Origin of the sequence: Bradyrhizobium sp. CCBAU 051011, assembly GCF_009930815.1 — a bacterium.
GTDB lineage: Bacteria > Pseudomonadota > Alphaproteobacteria > Rhizobiales > Xanthobacteraceae > Bradyrhizobium.
This window is the reverse complement of sequence record NZ_CP022222.1, coordinates 4,851,028-4,863,774: the sequence shown is the minus strand read 5'-3', so window position 1 is coordinate 4,863,774 and position 12,747 is coordinate 4,851,028. Positions and strand designations below refer to the sequence as shown.

10 protein-coding genes are annotated in these 12,747 nt (G+C 61.7%); 4 read left to right on the top strand and 6 right to left on the bottom strand.

Annotated features, from left to right (window positions below):
- The first annotated feature begins 127 nt into the window (after positions 1–127).
- The gene (gene ppk2 / locus ACH79_RS22705; protein ID WP_161852994.1) at positions 128–1,048 is read left to right on the top strand and encodes a polyphosphate kinase 2; all 921 of its coding nucleotides are present in this window, start codon (positions 128–130) and stop codon (positions 1,046–1,048) included.
- Between the two features lie 203 nt (positions 1,049–1,251).
- Here ppk2 and ACH79_RS22700 read toward each other — a convergent pair whose 3' ends face one another.
- Positions 1,252–2,424, bottom strand: coding sequence for a M20 aminoacylase family protein (locus ACH79_RS22700; RefSeq protein WP_161852993.1), 1,173 nt, complete (start codon positions 2,422–2,424; stop codon positions 1,252–1,254).
- Between the two features lie 128 nt (positions 2,425–2,552).
- Positions 2,553–3,725, bottom strand: coding sequence for a M20 aminoacylase family protein (locus ACH79_RS22695; RefSeq protein WP_161852992.1), 1,173 nt, complete (start codon positions 3,723–3,725; stop codon positions 2,553–2,555).
- Positions 3,726–3,936: 211 nt separating this feature from the next.
- On the opposite strand from ACH79_RS22695, the gene ACH79_RS22690 reads away from it, so the two are divergent.
- Together ACH79_RS22690 and ACH79_RS22685 are read left to right on the top strand one after the other, a co-directional pair.
- On the top strand, positions 3,937–5,556 hold the full coding sequence (locus ACH79_RS22690) for a GMC family oxidoreductase (RefSeq protein WP_161852991.1): 1,620 nt from the start codon (positions 3,937–3,939) through the stop codon (positions 5,554–5,556).
- A 249-nt stretch (positions 5,557–5,805) separates the two neighbouring features.
- Positions 5,806–6,396: a hypothetical protein gene (locus ACH79_RS22685; RefSeq protein WP_161852990.1), complete on the top strand. Its 591-nt coding sequence runs from the start codon at positions 5,806–5,808 to the stop codon at positions 6,394–6,396.
- Between the two features lie 84 nt (positions 6,397–6,480).
- Here the strand turns inward: ACH79_RS22685 and ACH79_RS22680 are convergent, their stop codons facing one another.
- The 3 genes from ACH79_RS22680 to hpnO form a co-directional block, all read right to left on the bottom strand.
- Entirely contained in the window at positions 6,481–6,747 is a 267-nt protein-coding gene (locus tag ACH79_RS22680) for a hypothetical protein (RefSeq protein ID WP_161852989.1), read from the bottom strand.
- 318 nt (positions 6,748–7,065) lie between these two features.
- Positions 7,066–7,473: a GFA family protein gene (locus tag ACH79_RS22675; protein WP_161852988.1), complete on the bottom strand. Its 408-nt coding sequence runs from the start codon at positions 7,471–7,473 to the stop codon at positions 7,066–7,068.
- A 108-nt stretch (positions 7,474–7,581) separates the two neighbouring features.
- Positions 7,582–8,973 (bottom strand): aminobacteriohopanetriol synthase HpnO, encoded by a 1,392-nt coding sequence (gene hpnO, locus ACH79_RS22670; protein WP_161852987.1) that lies wholly within the window; start codon positions 8,971–8,973, stop codon positions 7,582–7,584.
- A gap of 102 nt (positions 8,974–9,075) precedes the next feature.
- Between hpnO and ACH79_RS22665 the strand changes: the two genes are divergently transcribed.
- The gene (locus tag ACH79_RS22665; protein WP_161852986.1) at positions 9,076–9,765 is read left to right on the top strand and encodes a DUF2147 domain-containing protein; all 690 of its coding nucleotides are present in this window, start codon (positions 9,076–9,078) and stop codon (positions 9,763–9,765) included.
- Here ACH79_RS22665 and ACH79_RS22660 read toward each other — a convergent pair.
- On the bottom strand, positions 9,733–12,324 hold the full coding sequence (locus ACH79_RS22660) for an MMPL family transporter (protein ID WP_161852985.1): 2,592 nt from the start codon (positions 12,322–12,324) through the stop codon (positions 9,733–9,735). The two genes, ACH79_RS22665 and ACH79_RS22660, sit on opposite strands and share 33 nt — an antisense overlap.
- Between the last annotated feature and the right edge of the window lie 423 nt (positions 12,325–12,747).

The window sequence follows — 12,747 nt, the reverse complement described above, 5'->3', positions numbered from 1 at the left end:
CGGGTAGCGGAAGGCCGGAACCAAACTCCGGCCTTTTGCTTTCCGCTAGTGCCCTGACTGATGATACGGCAGGACATCGACGTTCATACATCACACGACCCCAACAGCTCTGCAGCTGGAGCCCGCCATGACCAAAAAGCCGCCGGATGGCACCATCCACGACCGCATTCAGGCGGAAATGCTTGATAGTTTCGATGAGGAACTGGAACTTGAAATCGACGACGATCGTCTCGATGCACTGACCAATGAATTTGCCGACCATACGGAAGAAGAAACGATCGATCGGCGCGTCTACTTCAAGGAATTATTCCGTCTGCAGGGCGAACTGGTAAAATTGCAGACCTGGGTGCAGCACCACAAGCTCAAGGTGGTGGTGATTTTCGAGGGGCGCGATTCCGCCGGCAAGGGCGGCGTCATCAAGCGCATCACCCAGAGACTCAATCCGAGGGTCTGCCGCGTCGCGGCGCTTCCGGCGCCGAACGAGCGTGAGCGCACGCAATGGTATTTCCAGCGTTATGTTTCGCATTTGCCGGCCGGCGGTGAGATCGTGCTGTTCGACCGTAGCTGGTATAACCGCGCCGGCGTCGAGCGCGTCATGGGCTTCTGCACCGAAGACGACGTTGAAGAATTCTTCCGGTCGGTGCCGGAATTCGAGCGTATGCTCGTGCGCTCCGGAATCATCCTCATCAAGTACTGGTTCTCCATCACCGACGAACAGCAGTATTTGCGCTTCACGATGCGAATCCACGATCCGCTCAAGCAGTGGAAGCTCAGCCCGATGGATGTGGAATCGCGCAGCCGCTGGGAGCAATACACCAAGGCCAAGGAAGCGATGCTGGAGCGTACCCACATTCCGGAAGCTCCCTGGAACATCGTCGAAGCCGACGACAAGAAGAAGGCAAGGCTGAACTGCATCGCGCATCTGCTCGAACAAATTCCCTACCAGGAAATCAAGCAGGAGCGGGTGGTTCTGCCGGCGCGGGTTCGCAACCCCGAATATAGCCGCGCGCCGGTTCCAGCCGAAATGTACGTACCGGAGCGCTATTGAGCGGCCGCTTCACGGTCGGCGCCATCAACGTGCTGAGCCCGGCCGGCGTGCTGCGGATCGGCGACGCCGCCGTGTTCGGGGTGATCACTTCGCTCAGATATCGAGCGTCGCGCCGGACGGAAAATAATGAAGGCCCGCACTGGAGATACGGGCCTTCCTTGATGTGCGGTCAAACTTCACATGCGATCGAGGGTGAAGAACCTCTACGCCGCCGCGAGCTTGTTCTCGACCAGCTTGATCCAGTACGAGGTGCCGTACACGATCGCCTCGTCGTTGAAATCATAGGCGGGGTGATGGAGACCCGCGCTGTCGCCGTTGCCGCAGAAGATGAACGCGCCGGGACGCGCTTCCAGCATGTAGGAAAAATCTTCCGCGCCCATCAGCGGCGGCATGTCATGGACGTTCTGGGCGCCGGCCACTTCCCTGGCCACCTGCGTCGCGAACTCGGTCTGCTCGGCGTGATTGTTGGTGACGGGATAGCCACGCTCGTAAATCAGATCGATCTTGGCGCCGGTCATTTTGGCCACGCCCTCGCACACCTCGCGGACCCGCTTCTCGACCGTCTCACGCACTTCCGCCGTCAGTGTCCGCACGGTGCCGCGGAGTTCGGCGGTGTGCGGAATGACGTTGCGCGCGTTGCCGGCATGGAACTCGCAGATCGAGATCACCGCCGACTCCAGGGGATCGATTGTCCGCGAGACAATCGACTGCAGCGCGGTGATGAGCTGCGAACCGACCAGGACGGAATCGATGCATTTGTTCGGGCGCGCGGCATGGCCGCCGAGGCCCTCGATCTTGATGTCGATCGAGTCGGTCGCGGCCATTACCGGGCCGGGCCGGATGGCGAAGGAGCCGATCGGAATCCCGGGTCCGTTATGCATGCCATAGACCTGCTCGATGCCGAACCGGTCCATCAGTCCGTCCTGGATCATGGCGGCGGCGCCGGCCCCGCCCTCCTCGGCCGGCTGGAAGATCACGACCGCGTTGCCGGCGAAATTCCGGGTCTCGGCAAGGTACCGCGCTGCACCCAAAAGCATCGCGGTGTGGCCGTCGTGGCCGCAGGCGTGCATCTTGCCCGGCGTTTTGGAGGCATGGGGAAGGTTGGTCGCCTCCTCGATCGGCAGCGCGTCCATGTCGGCGCGGAGCCCGATCACCTTGATCTCGCCCTTGCCGGGCTGCTTGCCCTTGATGACGCCGACGACGCCGGTACGGCCGAGGCCGGTAGCCACCTCGTCGCAGCCGAATTCGCGCAGGCGATCCGCCACGAATGCTGCGGTGCGGTGGACGTCGTACAGCAATTCGGGGTTTTCATGAATATCGCGGCGCCAGGCCTGAATATCGGGTTGCAGATCGGCGACGCGGTTGACGATAGGCATGGGATTCTCGAACCTCAGTTTGGAACGCGTAAGGCTTTTGTAGCATGCAAGCGGCGGTCCACCCAACCGCCTGCCGCAGAGCCCCCATCCCCACCTGGAGCACGGTTGGAAAGCCGAACCTGGACGGGTCACGCGGCCAGCGTGTTCTCGACCAGCCTGATCCAGTAAGACGTGCCGAACACGATCGCCTCGTCGTTGAAATTGTAGGCGGGGTGATGCAGCCCTGCGCTGTCGCCGTTGCCGCAGAAGATCAGCGCACCCGGCCGCTGCTCCAGCATGAAGGCGAAATCTTCGCCGGCCATCAGCGGTGGCATCTCCTGCACATTGGCATCGCCGGCGATTTCTCTGGCTGCCCGCATCGCGACATCTGTCTGCCTGATATGGTTGACCGTTACCGGATAGCCGCGATCGTAGGTCAGATCGATCCTGGCGCCGGTGATCTGCGCCACGCCGGCGACGACCTCGCGGACCCGCCGTTCCACCAGATCCCGCACTTCGCCGTTCAGGGTACGGACGGTGCCCTTCAACTCGGCGGTTTGCGGAATCACGTTGCGGGCGTTGCCGGCGTGAAATTCGCACATCGAAATGACGGCAGATTCCAGCGGATCGACGCTACGCGACACGATCGACTGCAGCGCCGTGATCAGCTGCGCGCCGACAAGGACGGAATCGATGCTTTGGTGCGGCTGCGCGGCGTGCCCACCGCGCCCCTCGATTTTGATGAGGACGGCATCGCCTCCGGCCATGATCGGGCCGGGCCGCAGCGCGAACGAGCCGACCGGAATGCCGGGACCGTTATGCATGCCGTAGACCTGCTCGATACCGAAGCGGTCCATCAGCCCGTCCTTGATCATGGCGACGGCACCCGCGCCGCCCTCCTCGGCCGGCTGGAAGATCACGACCGCATTGCCTGCGAAATTGCGGGTCTCGGCGAGATAGCGCGCGGCCCCCAAAAGCATCGCGGTGTGGCCGTCATGGCCGCAGGCGTGCATCTTGCCCTTCGTTTTGGACGCGTAAGGCAGATTGGTCGCCTCCTCGATCGGCAGCGCGTCCATGTCCGCTCGCAGCCCGATGACCTTCACGTCACCATTGCCAGCGGGCCTGTTGCCCTTGATGACGCCGACGACGCCGGTGCGGCCGATACCGGTAATAACCTCGTCGCAGCCGAATTCCCGCAACCGGTCTGCCACCAATGCCGCAGTGCGGTGCACCTCGTAGAGCAATTCCGGGTGTTCATGAATATCCCGGCGCCAGGCCTGGATGTCGGGTTGAAACTCGGCGACACGATTGACGATGGGCATGGGGATAGCAGGCTTTCCGGATTGAACGCTTCTGCCCCTGTAGCATGCAAGGGGCGGTCCAACCAACGCACTCTGCTGGCAGACCTCCCGTCCGAGCCGTCATGGCCGGGGCTTGTCCCGGCCATCCACGTCTGACTAATAAACGCCCAAGAAGGCGTGGATTCCCGGAACAAGTCCGGGCATGACGGCGTCGATGGGTGGAAGCTGAGAAATGCCGAAACGGCTTGAAGGCGATTTCGACTATATCGTGGTCGGTGCAGGGACTGCCGGCTGCATCATGGCCAACCGGCTGTCGGCCGATCCGAAAAATCGCGTGCTGATCCTGGAGGCCGGCGGCAACGACAACTGGATCTGGTTTCACATCCCGGTCGGCTATCTCTTCGCGATCGGCAATCCCCGCTCCGACTGGATGTTTCGGACCGAGGCGGAGCCCGGGCTCAACGGCCGGTCGCTCGCCTATCCCCGCGGCAAGGTGATCGGCGGCTGCTCCGCCATCAACGCCATGATCTCGATGCGCGGCCAATCCGCCGATTACGATCACTGGCGGCAGCTCGGCCTGACCGGCTGGGGCTATGACGACGTCCTGCCGCTGTTCAAGCGGCTGGAGGACCATTTCCTCGGGGAAAGCGAACATCACGGCGCCGGCGGAGGCTGGCGCATCGAGGCGCCGCGGCTGTCCTGGGACGTGCTCGACGCGGTCGGCGAAGCCGCCGAGGAAATGGGCATCAGGCGCATTGCCGATTTCAACACCGGCGACAATGAGGGCGTCAGCTATTTCCACGTCAACCAGAAGCGCGGCCGGCGCTGGTCGTCCGCGCGCGGCTTCCTCAAGCCGGTGCTGAACCGCAGCAATCTGCGGCTAGAAAAGCATGTGCTGGTCGACCGTCTGATCGTCGAGCAGGGACGCGCGGTCGGCGTGCGCTTCCTGCAGGGCAATGAGGTGATCGAGGCCCGCACCAGGGGCGAAGTGGTGTTGTGCGCGGGATCGATCGGCTCGACGCAGGTGCTGCATCGCTCCGGCGTCGGCCCCGCCGAGTGGCTGTCGCCGCTCGGCATCGATGTGAGGCTCGACAGACCGGGTGTCGGCCGCAATCTGCAGGACCATCTGCAGCAGCGCGCGATCTACAAGGTTGAGGGCGTGCGCACGCTGAACGAGACCTACTGGTCGCTGGTCCGGCGCGGGATGATGGGGCTCGACTACGCTTTCCGCCGCCGTGGACCGCTGACCATGGCACCCTCGCAGCTCGGCATCTTCACGCGCTCCGATCCGCATCGCGAACGCGCCAACATCCAGTTTCACGTGCAGCCGCTGTCGCTCGACAAGTTCGGCGACCCCCTGCATCGTTTTCCCGCCATCACGGTCAGCGCCTGCAACCTGCAGCCGACCTCGCGCGGCACCGTGCGTATCCGCTCGGCGACGCCGGACGACAAGCCATCGATCGCACCGAATTATCTCTCGACCGACGACGACCGCCAGGTCGCCGCCGACGCCATCCGCACCACGCGGCGGCTGATGAAGCAGAAGCGGCTCGAACGGTATCGACCGCAGGAATACCTGCCGGGCCCGAGCGTCGGCGACGACGATGAATCATTGGCAAAGGCTGCCGGCGATATCGGCACCACGATCTTCCATCCCGTGGGGACTGCGAAGATGGGCACCGCGAACGACCCGATGGCGGTGGTCGACGAAAGGTTGCGGTTCTATGGGATTGCCGGACTTCGCGTGGCCGATGCCTCGGTGATGCCGACGATCACGTCGGGGAATACCAATACGCCGACGGCGATGATTGCGGAGAAGGGCGCGCGGATGATTTTGGAGGATGGGCGCTGATTGGCCGCTTGAGCGCGAAAGCCGCCAGACACGCGCCGTTATCACGTCATCGACGCTCTTTCGGACGCGAATTGCACCGATCATTAGATCACGAGCGATAATGAATTTTTTACTTTGCGGCAATGTGCGACAAGAACGCACTATTGACATCGCGAAAGCGTCATCAATCTTAGGTTGCTTAACTCGTCAACTCAAACTTGACCGGCGCAGCCACCTTGACGGTGGCTTCAAAATGAAACGTAGGATCCAATGAGGCGACTGAACGAAGTCACAGCGCATCATGCCAAAAGTTTCATAAGCGCGCTGATCGCAATGATTCTCACTGTGTACGCGTCGACGTCATCGGCAGAATCGATCTACCGAACCGGTCCGTTTCGCAGTCTGTGCAGCACGGTTGAGATTTCGGCGGAGCCGGAGGTCTTTCAACGCTCTGCACGTGCAACGGTCAATGAAAACGTCACGCGTACCATCGAAGAGCGCTTGCGAACGCTCGGACTTAGCTATCCAGTCATCGCGGGACCGGAGTGCTTTAGGGAACGCGCGAGAGAGCCGCGGCAGTTGAGCCTCCAGTTCTATGCGCGCGCGGTTTTCGACCCCGAATACCCCCGCCGGCTGGTCATCTCGTTGATCATGCACAGCTACTACAAGGACACCGCTGCGGAAGGCCCCTACCATCGCGACATTCCAAGGGCACACCATGAATTCCCAACGGAAGTTAGTTTCTGTTCGGCCGAAGCCGATCCTTCACGCTGCCTGACTGATCGCGTGATTAATTACTTCGACGCGACAATGCTGAAAATCATCGAACGTGCTCAAGAGCTCGAAAAAGGGAGGCGATGATGACGGCAGCTCAGAATATCACCCAGCTCTTTACCAACGGCCGCGCGAATGCGCGCCGTTGGTTCATCCGCGCCACCTCTGACGCTACTGCGCCCTGCGATAGTGCCTCGTCGACCTCTGCCGCACACGCGGTTCGGGCGTGGTCACTCCCTCGCCGTAATAGGCATTGGAATTGTAATAGGCGTTCGATTGATCGAACGACCGGTACGCCGGCCGGCCGCCGAGCACGTCGGCATTGGGATGATAGAACGAATACGCCCCGGGCTCCTGGATCGCGGCTTGCGCGAACACGGGCGTTGCGATCGCGGTCATCAGAAACGCGGCGGCGAGGGTTGGGATCGACTTGGTCATCGGTGGGATCCTCTTGCTATGAAGTCACCCCACCCAATTGGGTGTCGCAGCGCAAAAGCGGAGAGCCGTGCGAGGGCTCTCACCGCGATGTGAAAAGTCGTGCGCCAATATGCGCGGCGGCGTGAGCGCGCGAAAATATCCTCTGCCGACAATGCGCAGAATATTCGTCTACAAATGAAACGATTGGCGCAACGCTTTCGCTTTTGCGCGGCGAAACTGTAGGGCGGATTTAGCGCAGCATAATCCGCCGACATGCGCCCGTGCGGCGAGATCGCGGCGGATTACGCTTTCGCCAATCCGCCCTACGAAATCTGCATGTTACGTCTGCGGGGGATAACGCTCGAAGGTCGGCAATTCGTGCGCGCGCTCCATCCAGCGAAGCCGCTCTGCGGTCTGGATGTGCATCATCGCCGGAACGGCATTGGGATCGTCGTAGGTCCCGCTCTGAATGTCGACGATGCCAGGCAGGATGTTCGCGTTGGTGTAGAACAGACCCGTGCCGCAGTCGGCGCAGAATTGCCGCCGGCCATGTTCGGAGGACTCGTAGAGCTTCGGTGCGCCCTTCGTCACCTTGAGCGCGTTCTCCGGATACATGGTCCAGCCGACCAGCGGAGCGCCGGCATGACGCCTGCAATCGGTGCAGTGACACAGCGCATGAACGATGAGTTCGCCCGCGATCTCGTAACGGATGGCGCCACAATGACAGCCGCCGGTGATGTTGACCATGATCGCCTCCGAGAAGATTGTAGCCCGGATGAAGCGCAGCGAAATCCGGGACGAATCATCGGCCGGCGAGATATCCCCGGATTGCGCTTCGCTCCATCCGGCTACTTCCTACGCCGACTTCCTGACCGCGTTGTCGACCAGCGTCTTGCCGAGCGACCAGATCGCGCCGGGCACCTTGTGGCTGGCGGCGATGACGTCGTCGAACGACTTCTCGATCCAGGCGCAGTCTTCTTCCGTGATCACGAGCGGCGGCAGCAGCTTGATGGTGTGGCTGCCGTGGCCGGAAACCTGCGTCAGGATCTTGTGATCCTTGAACAGCGGCACGGTGATGAGCTGGCAGAACAGGCCCTTGTTGGCGGTCTCCAGGAGATTCCAAGAAGCCTTCAGCTTCAGGGATTTCGGCGGGCCGAATTCGATGCCGATCATCAGCCCCTTGCCGCGCACTTCCTTCAATAGTTCATAGCCCGGCACCATGCGGGTCAGCGCAAGGCGGAGCTCGGCGCCGCGCTTGGCGGCCTGCTCGACCAGCTTTTCCTGCTTGACCACATCAAGCATCGCGATCCCGGCAGCCATCGCCATATCGTTCTTCGAAAACGTCGAGCCGTGCACGACGGCGCGGTCCATCTGGCTGAAGATCTTGTCGAAGATCGACTTGCGCGTGAGTAGCGCACCGACGGGCACGTGGCCGCCCGACAGCGCCTTCGAAAGCAACACCATGTCTGGCTCGACATTCCAGTGCTCGACCGCGAGGAATTTTCCGGTGCGGCCGATTCCGGTCTGGATTTCGTCGGCGATGAAGATGGTGCCGTATTTCTTGCAGAGCGCGAGCGCACCGGGAAGGAATTCATCGGTAGGCAGGTTGACGCCCTTGCCCTGGATCGGCTCGACGATGAAAGCCGCGACCTGACGCGAGGACAACGCTCGATCCAGTGCCTCAAGGTCGTTGAAGGGAATCTGCGTGCACCCGGGCAACAGCGGCTCGAATCCGCTTCGGAAGTTCGCATCGTCCATCAGCGACAGCGCGCCGTAGGTCAATCCGTGGTACGAGTGGGAACAGGACACAATGCCGGGACGGCCGGTCGCGCCGCGCGCGAACTTGATCGCAGCCTCGACGGTTTCGGCGCCGGAATTGGCAAAGAACACCTTGTCCAGATATGGAACATGTTCTAGCAGGCGTTCCGCGAGCACGCCGGCGAGCGTGGAGACGTCAAGCTGCACCAGATTGGGAAAATCGGCATCGAGCACGCTTTTCAGCGCCTGACGCAATGCCGGATGATTCCGGCCAATCGCAAAAACGCCAAATCCGCTGAGTAGATCGAGATAGCGGGCCCCGTCACGATCGAACAGGTATTGACCTTGACCCTTCTGAAAGCCCACATCGTAGCCGATGGTCTTCAGCACCCGGACGAGTTGCTCGTTGAGATGACGCGCATGCATGGAACTGCGCTGCGCCTGCCGCTCAACAAACAGCTCGGAAACGTCTAGATATGAATCTGGCATCGGCTACATACGTCGGTTGATGGCTGTTTCGTCAACTGAAAACGCCCAATGCGGCGTTTTGACCCCCGCTTTGGATCATCTACTTAAACATAGGTTTGGACCATGTTGCACTGCCCAGGAAGCGTCGCGCGTACAATAGTTTATTCGGGGATCTTTTTGGCCACAGGTGTTAATGCGGCGCTGGCCGCCGATCCCACCGGTGACTGGAAAGTAGCCGATGGTGTAGCCAACATTCGCGTCGCCCAATGTAGCGGCAACATGTGGGGCGTGGTGGCCTGGGAGAAGCAGCCGGGCGGCAAGGACAAGAACAATCCGGACGTCGCCAAGCAAAGCCGGCCGACCCTGGGCATGCCGATCCTGATCGAGATGAAGAAGAAGCCCGGCGTCGACGCCTGGGAGGGCCAAGTCTACAACGCCAAGGACGGACAGCTCTACAGCTCGACGATCAAGCCTGTCGGCACCGACCAGCTCGAGATTCAGGGCTGTGTGCTCGGCTTCCTCTGCGGCGGCGAGACCTGGACGCGCGTCGGACCGCCGATTCCCTCAAGCCCTGCCAACAGCATGGCCAAGGGTGCGCCGAAGGGAGCGCCCGGCGCCGCGCCCAAGAGCACTGCACCAGCGACTGCGGCGCAGGCTCCTGCGCCCGCGGCACCGAAGACCACCGGCACGGCGAACCCGGCGCCCGCGAATCCTGCGCCGAAGGCCGCGCCCGGTCAGAAGCAGGCGGCCGCACAGCCCGCCGACATCGGCGATATCTGCCTACTCCCCGACATCGCGCGGTTTGCCCATTAGCGCCGGCTGGAATAGCAGCACCGCGGCCAGCGTGATGATGAACGACAGCGCCAGCAATTTACCCATGCTGGCGGTGCCGGGATGACTGGATAGCCACAGGCTTCCGAACGCGGTCGCTGTCGTCAGCGCCGAGAAGAAGATCGCGCGCGTCAGGCTCGACTGCAGCAGATTATTTCTGCCCTCGCGCCAGGCCACGACGTAATAGATCTTGAAGGCGACGCCGACGCCGAGCAGCAGCGGCAGAGCTACGATATTGGCGAAGTTGAGCGGCAGCCCGATCAGCACGCAGAGCTCCAGCGTCACCGCGCCGGCCACCAACAAAGGCACCATTGTCATCAGCACGTCGGAGACTCGACGCAGCGTCAGCCACAGCAACAGGCTGATCACCAGCAATGCCCAGATGCCGGCGTGAATGAACGCCTTCACGATGGTGTCGCCGGATTTGAGGATCGAGACCGGCCCGCCGATCGCGTTCGGCTCCGCGGCCAGAACCGCATCGGCAAAGCGGCGCAGATTGTCGTTGTCATTGGGGTCGCCCTTCGGCAGCGCCTCGACGCGGATCAAGCCGTCCTTGGATTTCCAGCTATTGAGCAATTCCGGCGGCAGCGTCTTCAATGTCACCGGTCCGGCCTGCATCGTGTTGCGGAGCTGGTCGAACACGATCTTGAGCGGGGCGACGAAGACGTTCTGCGCCTTGTCGCGCGTCGCCTGGTCGCTGCCGGAAAGCTTCGACAGCGCATCCGCCAATCTCCGTGAGGCAACGGCGCCCGGGCCCTTGCCGTCGCCGGCGGTCTTGCGCAAGGCATCGGCCGAGCTCTTCAGCGCTTCCGCATTCTCTTCATCCGATGGCGCCGCATCGACCGAATCGGGATTGAGCGCAGGGCCCACCACCCTCGCCGCCTTGCCGATCAACTGCAGCTTGGCCGGCTGGTCTTCAGGCACGAAACTGTCGATCGACATCACGCGAAGAACTTCCGGCAGCTTCTCCAGCCGCGCTGAGATTTTTTTCGCTTCCGCTTCCGAGTTGGTCAGCACGTTGATGGCGTTCGCGCCGGTGTTGGGATCCTTGCGCAGGTCAAGGAAGGTCGCGATCGATTCAGCGTGCGGATTGCGCAGGTTGATCGGGTTGAAGTCGAACTTCATGAAATAGAGCAGCGGGAGGCCGGCCACGACCAGAAGCAGCGTGCCGGCGACGATGATGACGCGGTGCCGTTCGAGGAATTCGTCCACCGGCGCCAGAAACGCGTAGCCGACCGGCTCGCTTTCGCCGGGCGGGTGCAGCAGCTTCAGCATCGCCGGCAGGGCCGTGATGCTGGTGAGGAACGCGATCAGCATGCCGGCGCCAGCAATCTTGCCGAGCTCGGAAATGCCCTTGTAGTCGGTCGGCAGGAAACAGAGAAAGCCGGCCGCGGTCGCCATCGCGGCGAGCGAGAGCGGGACCGCCGAACGCCTGGCAGCGCTCTCCAGTGCTTCGGCCAAATCTTCGTTGTTCTTGAAACGCTCGGAACGGTAGCGAACGCTGAATTGAATACCGAAATCGACGCCAAGGCCGACGAACAGCACGGCAAAGGCGATCGACAGGAGGTTCAGCGATCCTACCATCATCAGGCCGACGGCGGTGGTGACCGCAAGTCCGATGAACAGATTCACGAACACCGCGAAGATGATCTTGCCCGAGTGCAGCGCCATCCAGAGGATGACGAGGACGATGAGAACGGTGGCGACGCCGTTGAGGATCGCGCCGTCCTGCACGGTCGAATATTCCTCATTCGCGATCGGAACCGGGCCGGTCAGCCGCACGCGGGCGCCGTACTGGCCCGCAAAATTGAGATCGGTGGCGGCCTGCCGGATCGCGTCGGTCGCGTCCTTGCCGGGTTCGAGCTCGCTGTAATCGAGCTTCGGCTTGAACTCGATGAAGGCGCGGCGGTCGGCATCGGTCAACGGCTTGTCGCTGACGAGCTCGCGCCAGGAAAACGTCGCCGGCTTCTTGTTGAGGATATCCTCGACTGTCTGGCTGATCAGATTGAAGGGCCGCTCGGTATTGTCGAGCTTGACCTGCCCGCGCTTGACGCCGGCAAGGCCTGTTTCCAGCGCGCCGGTCAGGCCGCGGATCGAGGGATCGCCGGCCATGATCTCGATCAGGGGGGCTGCGGCTTCGAGCTGGCCTGCGACCTTGCCGACTTCCTCCACGGGGAGGAACAACAGCCCATTCTTTTCGAAGAACTCGCCGGAGCCCAGCGGCTGCACGGATTCGAAATGCTTGGTGTCGCCGGAGAGCTTTGTGAAAAGCGCCCTGCTCGCGGCACTGGCGAGTTCGGGCGTCGGCGCCTCGACGACGGCGAGAATCAGTTTTTCGCGGTCGAACGCCTGCTCGAACTGTTGGTCGCGCTTGCGCCAGTCGAGGTCGGGCGAAATCAGCGTGTTGATGTCGGTGTTGATGGCGAAATGCTGGGCGGCATAGTAGCTCGCCCCGACTGCCAGTAGCAGCGAGACGATGACGACGAGAGTGGCAAACCGCGTACAGGTTCTGACAATCGAGACGACAATACTGGTCAGCACTTCGTTTCTTTCTAAATCTCAAGGAGAGAGCTGGGCGAAAACGCCCGCTGTCTAGCGGAGTTCCCGTAGCCGATCTAATGTTGTTTTGGTTACCCGTCTGCGGGTTCAAGCCAAGCCGCCAGCACAGACCGGAACAGGCGTTCAGGGCGCCGGTATAGCCTTTTCCGATGGGCGATAAAGTGGCGAACCGGCGAGGAACCGCAGTTCACGAATCCGCTTTTTCGGTATTTAGTTACCAAATATTAGTAACCATTGCGCGATCCACCCTTTTCTATCTGCACGATTTTTGACACATAGTCCTGCGCTTCCATCTACTTGGGTGGGGATTACCTACGGGTTCCGGTCGTGGTGCGGATATTGCAATCCGAATGTGACCGGCTGCACGGAGACCCTCGGGTGAATTTGCGAATTCAGGACCTGGTG